Consider the following 14,451-nt stretch of genomic DNA (forward strand, 5'->3'; position numbering starts at 1 on the left):
CTTATTCTACGGTCACGCTCTTGGCAAGGTTGCGTGGCTGGTCCACGTCGTATCCCTTGGCCGTGGCAAGTTCGAGGGCGAAGATCTGCAGCGGAACGGCAGCCAGCAGGGGCGCCAGCAGCGTGGGCGTCTCGGGGATGTAGAAGACGTGCTCGGCGTACGCCTTGACTGCTTCGTCGCCTTCCTCGGCGATGACGATGGTCTTCGCACCGCGGGCCCGGACCTCCTGGATGTTGGAGACCACCTTGGCGTGCAGCGAGTTCCGGCCGCGCGGGGACGGGACCACCACGAATACAGGCTGGCCCTCCTCGATCAGCGCGATCGGTCCGTGCTTCAGCTCGCCGGCGGCAAAGCCTTCAGCGTGGATGTACGCCAGTTCTTTGAGCTTGAGCGCGCCTTCCATGGCCACCGGGAACCCGACGTGACGGCCCAGGAACAGTACCGACTTGGCGCCGGACATGGACCGGGCCAGCTCCTTGATCTCGTCCGCGTGGTCCAGGACCTGCTGGATCTTCGCCGGGACCTTGCCGAGGTCGGCCAGGATGTCCTTGATCTCGCCCTGGAACTTGTTGCCGCGCAGCTGTGCCAAATAGAGGCCCAGCAGGTAGGCCGCAGTGATCTGTGCCAGGAAGGCCTTGGTGGACGCGACTGCGATCTCCGGCCCGGCGTGGGTGTAGAGCACGGCGTCGGATTCGCGCGGAATGGTGGAGCCGTTGGTGTTGCAGATGGAGAGGGTCTTGGCGCCCTGTTCCTTGGCGTAGCGGACGGCCATCAGGGTGTCCATGGTCTCGCCGGACTGCGAGATGGACACAATCAGCGTGTTCTCGTCCACGATCGGATCGCGGTAGCGGAACTCATGGGAGAGCTCCACCTCGGTGGCAATGCGGCACCAGTGCTCGATCGCGTACTTGGCCACCTGGCCGGAGTAGGCGGAGGTGCCGCAGGCGAGCACGATGATCTTGTTGATCTTCTTCAGGTGCTCCGGGTCGATGCGCATTTCATCGAGTGTCAGCTTGCCGTCAAGGTCCGAGCGGCCCAGCAGGGTGTTGGCCACGGCGTCGGGCTGGTCGTGGATTTCCTTCTCCATGAAGGACGGGTAGCCGCCCTTCTCGGCCGAGGCCGGATCCCAGTCAACGTGGTACTCCTTGCCCTGCGCCGGGGCGCCGAAGAAGTCGGTGATCTCCACGGTGTCCGCGGTGATGGTCACGATCTGGTCCTGGCCCAGCTCCACGGCCCGGCGGGTGTAGTCGATGAAACCGGAGACGTCCGAGCCGAGGAAGTTCTCCCCCTCGCCCAGGCCCACCACGAGCGGGGAGTTGCGCCGGGCGGCGACGACGACGTCGGGCTGGTCCGCGTGCACGGCCAGCAGGGTGAAGGCGCCTTCGAGGCGCTGGCATGCAAGCTGCATGGCCCGGGTCAGGCCGCCGTTGGAAACGTCACCGTTCAGCTTGTTCCGGAAGATGTCACCCAGCAGCGCGGCGGCCACCTCGGTGTCCGTCTCGGACGCGAACGTGGCGCCGCCCTCAAGCAGCTCCAGCTTCAGCTCGGCGAAGTTTTCGATGATGCCGTTGTGGATCAGGGCCAGCTTCCCGCCATCGGACAGGTGCGGGTGCGCGTTCTGGTCCGTGGGCCCGCCGTGCGTGGCCCAGCGGGTGTGCCCGATCCCGGTGACTGCGTCCGGCAGCGGCGACTTTTCCAGTTCAGCGAGCAGGTTGCTCAGCTTTCCGGACTTCTTACGGGACGAAATGGTTCCGTCCGCCACCACAGCGACGCCCGCCGAGTCATATCCCCGGTACTCCAGGCGGCGGAGTCCCTCAAGGACAACGTCCAACGCGCCGTGGCCAACATTTACCCGGCCTGACGAATGGCCTACGTATCCTACGATTCCACACATAGAGCCAAGCTTATATGGAGTGGGGGTCCGCCGAGGTCTCGTGCGGCGCCTGCGACGGGGTGCCCGGGCGCGATTACGGCAGTTGCGACGCCCTTCATTTCGCTCTCAGCGTCGCGGCAGGCAGAATCTCTAACGTGACTTTGCAACGCAATGAAGCGAATGGAGAGGGTGTCTCCCCGTTCGTGGAGCTGGACAGGCAGACCTGGTCCCGGCTCGCAGCCCAGATGGAACAGCCTCTGAACGAAGAGGACGTGGTCCGTCTCAGAGGGCTCGGTGATCCGCTGGACATGAAGGAAGTCCGCGAAGTCTATCTGCCGCTCTCCCGGCTGCTTCACCTCTATGTGGAGGCCGCGGGCCAACTGCACTCTGCCACCACCACCTTCCTCGGCGAACAAACGCAGCGCACGCCCTTTGTGATCGGTGTGGCCGGTTCGGTGGCCGTGGGCAAGTCCACCATCGCCCGCGTGCTCCGCGAAATGCTCCGCCGCTGGCCAGGCACACCCAACGTGGAGCTCATCACCACTGACGGGTTCCTCTATCCCCTGGCCGAGCTCAAGCGGCGGCACCTCCTGGAACGCAAGGGTTTCCCGGAATCGTACGACCGCCGTGCACTGCTCCGCTTCGTCAGTGAGATCAAGGGCGGCGCCGAAGAGGTCCGGGCTCCCTGGTACTCGCACGTCACGTACGACATCGTGCCCGGCAAGGAAGTGGTGGTCCGCCGGCCGGATGTGCTGATCGTGGAGGGCCTGAACGTCCTGGCGCCGGCCCGACCGCGCCACGACGGCAAGCAGGGCCTGGCGCTGAGCGACTTCTTCGACTTTTCCATCTACGTGGACGCGAAGACCTCCTACATCGAGGAGTGGTATGTGGACCGGTTCCGCAAGCTCCGCACCACGGCGTTCGCCCAACCCGAATCGTACTTCCACCGCTACGCCACACTGTCCGACGAGGAAGCCGAAAGCACCGCCCGCGACATCTGGAAGCGGATCAACGAGCCGAACCTGGAGGAAAATGTCCTTCCGACGCGTGGCCGGGCGCAGCTGGTGCTGACCAAGGAAGCGGACCATTCCATCCGCCGCATGCTGCTGCGGAAGGTCTAGCACACGTGTGCCACAACTGCGCTGTCATCGGGGAAGCGGTGCGGGCTGCGGCCACCACGCCCAGCAGGCGGTCCGTCGCCAGGCTGCTGGCCGTCGGCGCCGGGCTGACCGCCCTGTCAGCGTGCACGCCCGACGCCGGAACCCGGCCAACGCCGTCGTCCTCGACGACTTCCTCACCCGCTGCTTCACCCACTGCGGCGACGTCGCCGGCAAGTGCGGAGACGTCCGCGTCGACCTCACCTGCGGCCGAGACGGCATCGGCGCCTACGCCTACGGCCGCGGCGACCCCCACGTCCCCCGCTGCCGGACTCGCCCGGCAGCATTCGCTGACGGATCCGGCCAGCCCGTGGCTGGTGGTCAACAAGCATCGTCCGCTCTCCCCCGCCGACTACGTCCCGGCGGACTTGGTCCAGCCGAACGTCCCGCTCGCGGTTTCGGGCGAGGCCGCCCAACTGAACAGCACGACGGCGGCTGCCGCGGAGCAGATGTTCGCTGCGGCCGCACGGGACGGCGTAGCAATGACCCTGGCCAGCGGCTACCGCTCCTACGGGACGCAGACGGCAACATACAACAGCTATGTTGCCTCCCGCGGGCAGGCCGAGGCGGACACTGCCTCGGCCCGGCCGGGCTACTCGGAGCACCAGAGCGGTTGGGCCTTTGACATCGGCGACGGCGGCGGGGCGTGCGGTTTCCAGCCATGCTTCGCCGACCAGCCCGCCGCGGTGTGGGCAAAGGCCAACGCGCACCGCTTCGGCTTCGTGGTCCGGTATCCGTGGATGTTCCACCCGATCACGGGCTACTACTACGAGTCCTGGCACCTGCGGTACGTCGGAGTGGAGGCCGCGACGGACATGGCCAATCGCGGCATCGCCACGCTGGAGGAGTACTTCGGACTGGAAGCGGCACCGGGTTATCTGTAGGGCCTAAGGCTTGTGGGTGGTCCCCGACACACCCCCGCGATATTACCTGGCGGTCACACCGTGTTTACAGCGCAGGTCTAGGCTGGGTCCCATGTTGACCGGATTCAAGAATTTCATCATGAAGGGCAACGTCGTAGACCTTGCCGTCGCAGTGGTCATGGGTGCCGCCTTCGGCGCTGTCGTGACCTCAATCGTCGAGGGCTTGCTGACTCCCCTGATCGGCCGCCTGTTCAGTGCCAAGGGCATTGAAGAAATGCAGTGGGAGGGGTTCATGTACGGCTCCGTCATCTCCTCCATCATTTCGTTCCTGCTGGTGGCAGCCGCCATCTACTTCGTGGTCATCATGCCGATGAACCACATGATCGAACGCCGCAACCGCCGGCTCGGTATTGATACCGGGGTCAAGGAAGAGGCCGCCGAAGACCCGCAGATCGCACTCCTCACCGAAATCCGCGACTCACTCCGGAGCGGCAGCTCCAGGCCGTAAATCCTTACGACAGCGGTCCGCCCCCAGCTGGAGGCGGACCGCTTTCTTCTTGTCTGGATCGCTACGGCGGGGACTGAGCCTAGGCGGCCGGTGCCACGGCCAGGCGTTCTTCCACAACGGCCGCAAGGTGCTTGCAGATGCGCTCGGCGGTGGGCATGTCGGCAGCCTCCACCATCACGCGCACCAAGGCTTCGGTTCCGGACGGGCGCAGGAGCACGCGGCCGGTCTCGCCGAGTTCCGCAGAGGCTTCAGCCACGGCGGCCAGGACACCCTCGTCGGTGCCGGCCCGGGCCTTGTCCACGTTCTTAACGTTGATCATCAGCTGAGGAAGCTTTGTCATCACTGTGGCCAGGTCCTTCAGCGGCCGGCCCGTGAGGGCCACCTGCGCAGCCAGCTGCAGGCCGGTCAGGAGGCCGTCGCCCGTGGTGGCGTGATCAGCGAAAATCACGTGACCGGACTGTTCGCCGCCAAGGTTGTACCCGCCGTCGCGCATTTCCTCCAGAACGTAGCGGTCCCCCACGGCGGTCTCCCGGATGGTGATGCCGGCGTTGCGGAGGGCGATCTTCAGACCGAGGTTGCTCATGACGGTGGCCACCAGGACGTTGTCCTTGAGCTTGCCCGATTCCTTCAGCGCCAAGGCGAGGATGGCCATGATCTGGTCACCGTCCACCTCGTTGCCTTCATGGTCGATGGCCAGGCACCGGTCGGCGTCACCGTCGTGGGCGATGCCCAGGTCGGCACCGTGTTCCACCACGGCACGCTGCAGGGCGCCAAGGTGGGTCGAGCCCACGCCGTCGTTGATGTTCAGGCCGTCGGGTTCAGCACCGATGACCACGATCTCGGCGCCGGCGTCGTTGAAGAGCTGCGGTGAACAGCCGCTGGCAGCACCGTGGGCGCAGTCCAGGACAACCTTCAGCCCGTCGAGCCGGTGCGGCAGCGTCCCGAGCAGGTGGACAATGTAGCGGTCCTCCGCGTCGGAGAAGGTCTGGATGCGGCCTACATCGCTCCCTGTGGGCCTGACCGGTTCCTTGCCCATCTGGGCCTCGATGGCGTCTTCCACCTCGTCAGGCAGCTTCTGGCCGCCCCTGGCGAAGAATTTGATGCCGTTGTCCGGCGCCGGGTTGTGGGACGCGGAGATCATGACACCGAAGTCGGCGTTGAGGTCGGCCACCAGGTAGGCGGCGGCCGGAGTGGGCAGAACCCCGGCGTCGTAGACGTCGATGCCTGAGCTGGACAGTCCCGCCGAGACGGCTGCCGAAATGAACTCGCCGCTGGCACGCGGATCGCGGGCCACGACGGCACGTGGCCGGCTGCCGTTCGTGCTGCGTTCGTGGCCGAGTACGACGGCGGCCGCTTGCGCCAGCTGCATCGCCAGCTCTGCTGTGAGCAGGCCGTTAGCCAGGCCCCGGACACCATCTGTTCCAAATAATCTAGACATCGGGTCAAGTTTAGACGATGGACCTGCCGAGGCCGTCTTTGGCTCGCACCGCTGCACGGAACAGTGGCACTAACACCAAGGGCCGGGCGCCACGGGCCGACTATCTTTTTCTTAACGGCGAAAGCCCGCCCCGCCGAGTGGCGAGACGGGCTTTCGGGAAGCGGATTTAGCGCTTGGAGTACTGCTGAGCCTTGCGGGCCTTCTTGAGACCAGCCTTCTTACGCTCGATGACGCGTGCGTCACGGGTAAGGTAGCCCGCCTTCTTCAGGGTGGCGCGGTTGTTCTCGACGTCGATCTCGTTCAGTGAACGGGCGATGCCGAGACGCAGTGCACCGGCCTGGCCGGAAGGGCCACCGCCGTGGATGCGGGCGATGACGTCGTAGGCGCCGTCAAGATCGAGGATCTTGAAGGGTTCGTTGACGTCCTGCTGGTGCAGCTTGTTCGGGAAGTAGTTCGCCAGCTCGCGGCCGTTGATGGTCCACTTGCCGGAGCCGGGCACAACGCGAACGCGTGCAACAGCTTCCTTGCGGCGGCCAACAGCTGCGCCGGCAACGGTCAGTGCCGGGCGCTCCTTCTTCGGCGCAGCAGCTTCAGCAGCTCCACTTTCCGAGGTGTAGCTGGTCAGGGTTTCCTCTGCCTCAACGGCTTCGGTGGTCTCTTCGTTCTGAGCCACGGTTCTCCTTGTATAGATAAGTTGTTTGGTGGCCAGGACTACTGGGCGACCTGGGAAATTTCGAAAGTCTTGGGCTGCTGGGCGGCGTGCGGGTGCTCTGCACCGCGGTAAACCTTCAGCTTGCCCAGCTGCTGTGCAGCGAGGGAGTTCTTCGGGAGCATGCCCTTGATGGCCTTCTCCACGGCGCGGACCGGGTTGGATTCCAGCAGCTCCGCGTAGTTGACGGAGGTCAGGCCGCCCGGGTAGCCGGAGTGGCGGTAAGCGCGCTTCTGCTCGAGCTTGGCGCCGGTGAGGGCAACCTTCTCGGCGTTGATGATGATGACGAAATCGCCCATGTCCATGTGGGGAGCGAAGGTGGCCTTGTGCTTGCCGCGCAGCAGGATTGCGGTCTGGCTGGCGAGACGACCAAGGACAACGTCGGTGGCGTCAATGACGTGCCACTGGCGGTTGATATCGCCGGGCTTCGGGGTGTACGTACGCACGGTGTTTGCCTCGTTCTTGTTCTGGCGTTCTTGTTTAGGTGTCACGTAAGCGTGTGCACCTACTATCTATGCGCTACCGGAACAGAGGTGAGGGCTCTATGAATCCAGTGGTCCAGACGTCTCGAATGTGCCCGAGGAGTAGTTATCCTGCAACCGGATTCTCAGCGGGCACGCATCATCGAGAAAGGACACGCACAACGACTATCAAGAATAGCGGGTACTGAGGCCGCTGGTCAAAATAGGCTCTTGGTAGCCTGCCTGCGCCGGTCCCTGCCCGGGGCCCGCAGCGAGAATCACGAACAAACTTCGAGCTGAGGTGCCCCTTTGACCGAATTGCCCCCGGTTGCCCCGCTGGTGATTGCCTGCGCGGTCCTGGGCCTCGCCGCGGCCCCCCTCGCCCTGCAGGTCGCGCGGAAATTGCTGCCCGCCATTGAGCTGGGGCATGTCCGCTGGCACGGTGTGGCCGGCGCCGTTGGCACCGCGCTGCTTTGCGGGGCGATGGCCTGGCGATTCGGGTGGTCGTGGGCGCTTCCCGCCTTTCTATTCCTCTGCGCAGCTGGCCTTCTACTCTCCCGGGTCGACCTCCAGCACAAGCTGCTGCCCAACAGGATGGTCGTTCCCACGCTCGGAATCGGGCTTTTGCTGCTGCTTTTGGATGCCGCCATGAACCAGCGGTGGGGAAATCTGCTCGTAGCAGCCATCGGATGCGCCGTAACTTTCGTGATTTACCTGATTTTGGCCCTCATTTCTCCCCGCGGAATGGGGATGGGCGACGTCAAGCTCTCAGCACCACTTGGTTTGTACTTGGGCTACCTCTCTATTGGCCACTTGATACTGGGTATAGCCCTTGGTTTTATTGTGGGCGCAGTGACCAGTGTGATCCTTGTTACAAGCGGATTGGCGGGGCGGAAGACCTCAGTCCCCTTCGGTCCGTCCATGTTCCTGGGCTGCCTACTGGCTGTGCTCTGGGGCAACGAGATCGGCCGGGTTCTCCTGCCCTCCGTGTTTCCCCGGTAGCCGTTTCCGAGTACACCAAGTAGTCGCGTACTTGGGTAGCAGGAATAAAGGGCTGTAACACCAAGTAGACAGCCGATTCTGGTGTGAAAAAGACGAGTACATCCACTCATTGTGTGGCTATTTGTGACTCCTGTATTCCTTAGTGCATCGAAGTTCCAGCAACACCTTCTTGGGGGGAGCGGGGAATTCGAAGCCAATTCAGCACTCACAAAAAGGAACACGAAAATGAACTCTGCACTGGTCTCCATGGTTGCTTTTATCGCCGGCGTCAAGACCCGCCTCACCCGGGAAGAGAAGGGCGCCACGATGGTTGAGTACGGCCTGATGGTCGCACTCATCGCCGTCGTCGTCATCGCCGCCCTCCTCATCCTGGGCCCGGCCATCGCCAACCTCTTCACGGGTGTCGCAGGCAACCTGTAGCCCGCAACCCTCGGTATTGCCTCTGTTCCGGTGGCGGCAGTCGCCGCCACCGGAACAGTTGCATTTCCGGGCAATCCGCCAATGGAAAACGAAGTGTCTGGGGAGACCGTCGTGAAATCAAAAAAGAAAGAACGCGGGGCCGTGGCAGTGGAAATGGCAATTGTCCTTCCCGTGCTGCTGTTGCTGGTCATCGGCATTATGGAATTCGGGCGGGCCCTGAACGTTCAGGTGTCGCTCACCCAGGCAGCGCGCGAAGGTGCCCGCCATGCCGCCATCCATTACGACGACGGCTCTCTCGACGTCGCCGGGACTGCCGCCGCCGCCGCGCCATCTCTGGCGGGCCTGGGCATGGGGGTCACAAGCAACGCCGGGAGCTGCTCGGAGGGGTCCGACGTCACAGTCACCACCAGCCTGACCCTTCCATCATTGTCCGGCTTCCTTGATGCCGGCTTCTTTGGCCAGCCGGTCATATTTCCCTTGAACATGACGGGAGTAGGGGTGATGAGATGCGGTGGCTGACAGCGCGTCGCAGTAGCAAAGGCCGGCATGTCGCTAGGACCCGTGGTTCTGACAACGAGCGCGGAGCGGCAACCATCTTTGTGGCCCTCCTGCTGGTGGTCCTGATGGGCTTCGCAGCCATCGCCGTCGACGTGGGGGCCATGTACGCGGAAAAGGCGCAGCTTCAGAACGGCGCCGACTCGTCCGCCCTGGCCATCGCCGGGGATTGCGCCAACGGCTCTTGCGGGGATGTGAACGCAACCGGCCAGCTCCTGGCCAACTCCAACAGCAATGACAGCTCCAGTGGCGTCTCCTCCATCACCTTCCCGAGCGCCACGACGGTTCGCGTTCAAACCAACACCCGCGATGCCGGCTCGGGAGCAAATGCGTTCTCGCTCTTCTTCGCCAGGGTCATGGGGTTTGAAACCACCGACATCCGGGCAGTGGCCGAGGCCACCTGGGGCGCACCGAATGAAGCTACGACGCTGCCCTGGACCATCAGCCAGTGTGTCTTCGAGCAGTACCTTTCGCCGAGCCAGCTGGCGGAACTGAACTCCACCCAAACCTTCACCGGCGATCCGATCCCGACCCACATCCTCCTCCGCTACGACGAGAACACCCCGGATTACCCGGGCTGCGTCCCGCAAAACGGTTATGCCGAGGGCGGCTTCGGCTGGCTGGACCGGGACACCGGATGCTCGGCGGACATCAACATCGCCGAAGCGGAGATCGGTAACGACCCCGGCAATGACTTCCCGAGCGAATGCACGGCGATACTTGCCGGACTCATGGAAGAGCCCGTACTCATCCCGATCTTCAGCACCGCGACCGGCAACGGCCAGCACGCTACGTACGGTCTGGTCGGATTCATCGCATTCCAAGTCACCGGATACAAGTTTGGCGGCGGTCCGTCACTCACAAACCTGGACCCCGCAGCACCCTCGTGCACCGGCAACTGCCGTGGCATCCAGGGCTATTTCACCCGCTACGTCTCCCTGGCCGAGGGTCTGGCATCGAGCGGTGGAAACCCCAACTACGGAGCGTCGTCAGTCTGGCTTTCCGAATAGCCGCTGAGTCCTCCGTACGCGAAACCGTCGCATCAAAAAGTCGCACTAAGAAATCGACAAGGAGCTAGTCAAGTGAAATCACGCCTACTGGGAGGCATCGCAGCACTGCTGTTGGCAATCACCGGAACCGTACTACTGGTTGTATACGTCCAGGGAGCCGACAACAGGGCAGCGCAAGGTCTCGAACCCGTCAATGTCCTGGTTGTCAAAGAGTCAATTCCCGCCGGAACCAAGGCTGAAGACCTCAACAACAAGGTCCAGCTCGAAGCAATACCGCAGGCCGCCGTCCCGGACGGTGCCATCGAAAGCCTGAGCGATTACAAGGGAAAGATCACCTCTGTGGGCCTCGAGCCCGGTGAGCAGCTCCTCAAGGCCAGGCTCGTGGACCCCCGCGATCTCCTGCCCGGCACCGTACCGGTGCCTGACGGCCTGGAAGAAGTCACCTTCCTCCTCGCACCCGAACGGATCCTTGGCGGCCGGCTCGAAGCTGGCGACAAGGTGACCGTCTACACCTCCTTCAAGTCCGAGGAAGAGATGCCGGCCGGCGCAAATGTTCCGGCCGAGGTCAAAGGGTGGAAACAGTCCACCGGCCTTCTCTTCCACGACGTCCTGGTGACCGCGGTTCAGAAAGCTGCGCCGGAGACGGAAAAGAACTCCGGTGGCACCACGGAGAAGGGCATCGAAATGCCTAACGGATCCGCCTTTATCACGGTGGCCAGGAGCGACGCCGATGCTGCCAAGCTGGTCTACGGCGCCGAATTCGGCACCATCTGGCTCGCCAAGCAGACCGATACGTCCACCAAGAGCGATCCGCCGGTCACCACCTTTGGAGGGCTGTACTAATGAGCCGGTTTGTGGCCATCACGGCAGTCCGGGACTTTGAGGGGCGCATCCGGCAGGCGATCACAGGGGCGCTGCACGGTGAGCTGCAAACGCTCACGCCGGACGTTCTCTCCGGCGGACCGGACGACGTCTTCTCGCAACTCAACGGAGCCCCGCCGGAGGTTCTGATCCTCGGCCCCGGCGTCGCCCCCGAGGATGCGCTGAAGCTCGCAACCGTCTTCGATCTCCAGTACCCCGAGGTGAGCCTGCTCCTGGTCGCCGAGCCCACGCCGGACCTGGTACTCCGGGCCATGCATTCAGGAATCCGTGACGTCGTCACCCCGGAAATCGTGGTCAACGACCTGCGGGTGCTCCTTGAACGGGCCTGCCTCGCCTCAGCCAGCCGCCGGCGCGGCATGGCCCCGGCGGCGGAATCGGGCCAGCAACGCGGACGGGTGATAGCAGTCATGTCACCCAAGGGCGGCGTCGGCAAAACCACGGTAGCCACCAACCTGGCCATCGGCCTTGGCCAGGTGGCGCCCATGGGGGTGGTGATTGTCGACCTCGACCTGCAGTTCGGGGACGTTGCATCAGGATTGTTGCTGGAACCCGAACACTCCATCACGGAGGCCGTGCACGGCGCCGCTTCCCAGGACTCCATGGTCTTGAAAGCGTTCCTCACGGTTCACCCGGCAGGCATCTACGCCCTCTGCGCTCCCCGGACACCTGCGGAGTCCGACTACATCACTGCCGATCATGTCAGCCGGCTCATCAACCAGCTGGCAAGCGAGTTCAAGTACGTGGTGGTCGACACCGCGCCAGGACTCGGCGAGCACGTGCTGGCGACGCTGGAACTGGCAACTGACGGTGTGTGGGTTTGCGGGATGGACGTTCCCAGCGTCCGGGGCCTGCGCAAGTGCTTCAGCGTGCTGAAGGACCTGCAGCTGCTTCCGCAGGGCCGGCACACCGTGCTCAACTTCGCCGACCGGAAGAGCGGCCTCTCGGTGCAGGACGTCGAGGCGACCATCGGCGTCCCGATCGATACCGTGATTCCGCGGTCACGCACCCTTCCGTTTACCACCAATCGAGGCGTCCCGGTGTTGCAGAGCTCCACCAGGGACGCCGCGTCGAAGGGCCTCAAAAAGCTGGTGGACCGCTTCGATCCTGCCTGGGTGTCCTCCTCCCACAACAAACTGCACCGAAGGGTGGTTGTGTCATGAAACTTTCAGATCGCCTGGCCCGCTCACAGAGTGACGGGACTAATAACGAATCCGGCCAGCCCGCGCAGGACACACCGGGAGCAGTACCTGCATCCGCCGAACAGCAGCCGCCCGCTCCGGCCAGCAGGCCGCTTGCCTCAGCGTTGAATCTGGGCGGCGCCCCGGTGGTCCAGGCCGTCGATGCGCTGGCGGGCTTGAAGCAACGGGCGGCACTCGCCCTGTTTGAACGAATGGGTAACCGCTCGGCCGACGCTTCGTCATCGGAAGAAGACCTTCGGTCCGCCGCCGTCGAAGAACTCTCCGCGGTGATCGACCAGGAGCAGGTCCCGCTGTCCCCGGAAGAACGGCGGCGGCTTATCCGGGAGATTGCCGACGAGGTCATGGGCTATGGCCCCCTCCAACGGCTCCTTGAAGATCCTTCGGTCACTGAAATCATGGTCAACCGTTATGACCAGATCTACATCGAAAGGCACGGACACCTGACCCTGACGGGTTATCAGTTCAGTTCCGATGACCACTTGCGGAAAGTCATCGAGCGGATTGTGTCACGGGTGGGCCGGCGCATCGATGAATCTTCGCCCCTGGTCGACGCCCGGCTGGAAGACGGCTCGCGTGTGAACGCGATCATTCCTCCCCTGGCGGTGAACGGGCCCTCGCTGACCATCCGCAAATTCAGCCACGTGCCTTTGACGGTCCAGAACCTGATTGACTGGGGCTCCGTGACTCCCGAGATGGCGGAGCTGCTCAGTGCCTGCGTCCGGGCGCGGCTGAACATCATTGTCTCCGGCGGTACCGGTACCGGTAAAACCACGCTCCTGAACGTTCTCTCGTCGTTCATCCCGGAGGATGACCGCATTGTGACCATCGAGGACGCGGTTGAACTCCAGCTGCAGCAGGACCATGTGGTGAGGCTGGAAAGCCGGCCACCGAACATTGAGGGCAAGGGTGCCGTGAGCATCCGCGAGCTGGTTCGAAATTCCCTCCGCATGCGGCCGGACCGGATCATCGTTGGCGAAGTACGTGGCGGCGAGTCCTTGGACATGCTGCAGGCCATGAACACCGGGCACGACGGTTCGCTGTCCACTGTGCACGCTAATTCGCCGCGTGACGCCGTCGCCCGTTTGGAAACCCTCGTGCTGATGGCCGGCATGGATCTTCCGCTCCGGGCCATCCGGGAACAGGTCTCGTCCGCTGTGGACCTCATCGTCCAGGTGACCAGGCTCCGCGATGGAAGCCGCCGGGTCACGCACGTAACTGAAGTGCAGGGCATGGAGGGAGACATCGTCACACTCCAGGACGCATTCCTCTTTGATTACTCCGCAGGCATGGACGCCCAGGGCCGCTTCTTGGGGCGGCCTGTCTCAACAGGGATACGGCCGCGGTTCCTGGACCGCTTTTCCGACCTCGGTATCTCCGTCTCGCCGGCCATCTTCGGCGCTGCGCCCGTCGCGGCGGGAAGGCGGTAACCGTGGAATCGCCAGCACTCTTCATCGCGGCCCTCGCACTTTGCTTCGGGGCCCTGCTCGTCTTGTTCCTGGTTGTCCTGAAGCCCCGCTACGGCTCGATTCCGGCCAATAGAAGGCGCCCGGATGCCTCATACCAGGGCCAGTCAGCCATGAGCCGGGTCTCAAACACCGCAGTAAACGCCATGGGCGGCGTCATCGGCGATTCCGGCGGCCCGTATAACGCAGCCGTGCTTTACAACGCCGGCGTGAAAATGGCCCCCGCCGATTTCACGGTGATGGTCCTCGTGGCTTCGTTCCTGGCCGGCACCATCGTCACACTGCTGACGAACCTGCTCCTCGGAATCCTGTTCGCCATCGCCACGCCGTTCCTGGCACGGCTCGTCCTGTCCGTGCTCAGGGACAAACGTCGGGGGCGGTTCGAGTCCCAGCTCACAGACACCATCCAGATGCTGATCGGCGGCCTTCGGGTCGGCCACAGTGTCATGAGGTCGATCGAAGCGGCGGCTCAGGAGGCTGACGCCCCGACGTCGGAGGAGCTGTCCCGCGTAGTCACCGAAACGCGGGTCGGCAAGGACGCCCGGCAAGCTCTGGACGAAGTTGCCGAACGCATGGACAGCGAAGACTTCCGCTGGATTGGCCAGGCGATCCAGATCAACCGGGAGGTCGGCGGCGATCTTGCCGAGGTCCTGGAGGAAGTCGCCGGCACCATCCGTGAGCGCAGCGAGATCAAGGGCCAGGTGCGCTCCCTCAGCGCAGAAGGCAAGATGTCCGCCTGGATCCTGATGGCCATGCCGGTGGGAGTGGCCCTGATCATCGGGATCATGAACCCCGGTTACATGAACGTCTTCTTCACCCATCCCATCGGCATCATTTTGTTCATTGCCAGCATTCTGATGTTCGTCATCGGCGGCTTCTGGATGAGCCGCACCGTCAAGATTAAGTTCTAG

At 63.7% G+C, this 14,451-nt stretch carries 15 protein-coding genes; 11 read left to right on the forward strand and 4 right to left on the reverse strand.

What is annotated here, in order from left to right:
* Window position 1: 1 nt before the first annotated feature.
* Complete coding sequence (gene glmS, locus RW112_RS03340) at window positions 2-1,894, reverse strand: glutamine--fructose-6-phosphate transaminase (isomerizing) (RefSeq protein ID WP_317780415.1); 1,893 nt, start codon at window positions 1,892-1,894, stop codon at window positions 2-4.
* 125 nt (window positions 1,895-2,019) lie between these two features.
* Here glmS and coaA point away from each other — a divergent pair, with 125 nt between their 5' ends.
* From coaA to mscL, 3 genes are all read left to right on the forward strand, one after another.
* On the forward strand, window positions 2,020-2,994 hold the full coding sequence (gene coaA, locus RW112_RS03345; protein ID WP_200891038.1) for a type I pantothenate kinase: 975 nt from the start codon (window positions 2,020-2,022) through the stop codon (window positions 2,992-2,994).
* A gap of 5 nt (window positions 2,995-2,999) precedes the next feature.
* Entirely contained in the window at window positions 3,000-3,914 is a 915-nt protein-coding gene (locus RW112_RS03350; RefSeq protein WP_317780416.1) for a M15 family metallopeptidase, read from the forward strand.
* 91 nt (window positions 3,915-4,005) lie between these two features.
* Window positions 4,006-4,401 (forward strand): large conductance mechanosensitive channel protein MscL, encoded by a 396-nt coding sequence (mscL, locus tag RW112_RS03355; protein ID WP_317780417.1) that lies wholly within the window; start codon window positions 4,006-4,008, stop codon window positions 4,399-4,401.
* Between the two features lie 79 nt (window positions 4,402-4,480).
* Here the strand turns inward: mscL and glmM are convergent, their stop codons facing one another.
* The 3 genes from glmM to rplM form a co-directional block, all read right to left on the reverse strand.
* Window positions 4,481-5,839 carry a phosphoglucosamine mutase gene (gene glmM / locus RW112_RS03360; protein ID WP_317780418.1) on the reverse strand — a complete coding sequence of 453 codons (1,359 nt, stop codon included), beginning with the start codon at window positions 5,837-5,839 and terminating at the stop codon, window positions 4,481-4,483.
* A gap of 166 nt (window positions 5,840-6,005) precedes the next feature.
* Window positions 6,006-6,512: a 30S ribosomal protein S9 gene (gene rpsI, locus RW112_RS03365; protein ID WP_205652756.1), complete on the reverse strand. Its 507-nt coding sequence runs from the start codon at window positions 6,510-6,512 to the stop codon at window positions 6,006-6,008.
* Window positions 6,513-6,550: 38 nt separating this feature from the next.
* A complete protein-coding gene (gene rplM, locus RW112_RS03370; protein ID WP_011692756.1) occupies window positions 6,551-6,994 on the reverse strand; it encodes a 50S ribosomal protein L13 in 444 nt (147 codons plus the stop codon).
* A gap of 324 nt (window positions 6,995-7,318) precedes the next feature.
* Here rplM and RW112_RS03375 point away from each other — a divergent pair, with 324 nt between their 5' ends.
* The 8 genes from RW112_RS03375 (at window position 7,319) to RW112_RS03410 (ending at window position 14,451) form a co-directional block, all read left to right on the forward strand.
* On the forward strand, window positions 7,319-8,011 hold the full coding sequence (locus tag RW112_RS03375; protein ID WP_317780419.1) for an A24 family peptidase: 693 nt from the start codon (window positions 7,319-7,321) through the stop codon (window positions 8,009-8,011).
* A gap of 225 nt (window positions 8,012-8,236) precedes the next feature.
* Window positions 8,237-8,431, forward strand: a complete 195-nt coding sequence (locus RW112_RS03380; RefSeq protein ID WP_305941765.1) for a Flp family type IVb pilin — start codon at window positions 8,237-8,239, stop codon at window positions 8,429-8,431.
* A 111-nt stretch (window positions 8,432-8,542) separates the two neighbouring features.
* Window positions 8,543-8,950 (forward strand): TadE/TadG family type IV pilus assembly protein, encoded by a 408-nt coding sequence (locus RW112_RS03385; RefSeq protein ID WP_305941766.1) that lies wholly within the window; start codon window positions 8,543-8,545, stop codon window positions 8,948-8,950.
* On the forward strand, window positions 8,938-9,996 hold the full coding sequence (locus tag RW112_RS03390) for a Tad domain-containing protein (RefSeq protein WP_317780420.1): 1,059 nt from the start codon (window positions 8,938-8,940) through the stop codon (window positions 9,994-9,996). The genes RW112_RS03385 and RW112_RS03390 overlap by 13 nt, the downstream gene beginning before the upstream one ends.
* A gap of 72 nt (window positions 9,997-10,068) precedes the next feature.
* Entirely contained in the window at window positions 10,069-10,839 is a 771-nt protein-coding gene (locus RW112_RS03395; RefSeq protein ID WP_317780421.1) for a Flp pilus assembly protein CpaB, read from the forward strand.
* On the forward strand, window positions 10,839-12,038 hold the full coding sequence (locus RW112_RS03400; protein ID WP_317780422.1) for a CpaE family protein: 1,200 nt from the start codon (window positions 10,839-10,841) through the stop codon (window positions 12,036-12,038). The genes RW112_RS03395 and RW112_RS03400 overlap by 1 nt, the downstream gene beginning before the upstream one ends.
* On the forward strand, window positions 12,035-13,504 hold the full coding sequence (locus tag RW112_RS03405) for a CpaF family protein (RefSeq protein ID WP_317780423.1): 1,470 nt from the start codon (window positions 12,035-12,037) through the stop codon (window positions 13,502-13,504). The genes RW112_RS03400 and RW112_RS03405 overlap by 4 nt, the downstream gene beginning before the upstream one ends.
* 2 nt (window positions 13,505-13,506) lie before the next feature.
* On the forward strand, window positions 13,507-14,451 hold the full coding sequence (locus RW112_RS03410; protein WP_317780424.1) for a type II secretion system F family protein: 945 nt from the start codon (window positions 13,507-13,509) through the stop codon (window positions 14,449-14,451).

The organism is Arthrobacter sp. B10-11 (genome assembly GCF_033142195.1).
Taxonomy (GTDB): Bacteria; Actinomycetota; Actinomycetes; order Actinomycetales; family Micrococcaceae; genus Arthrobacter; species Arthrobacter oryzae_C.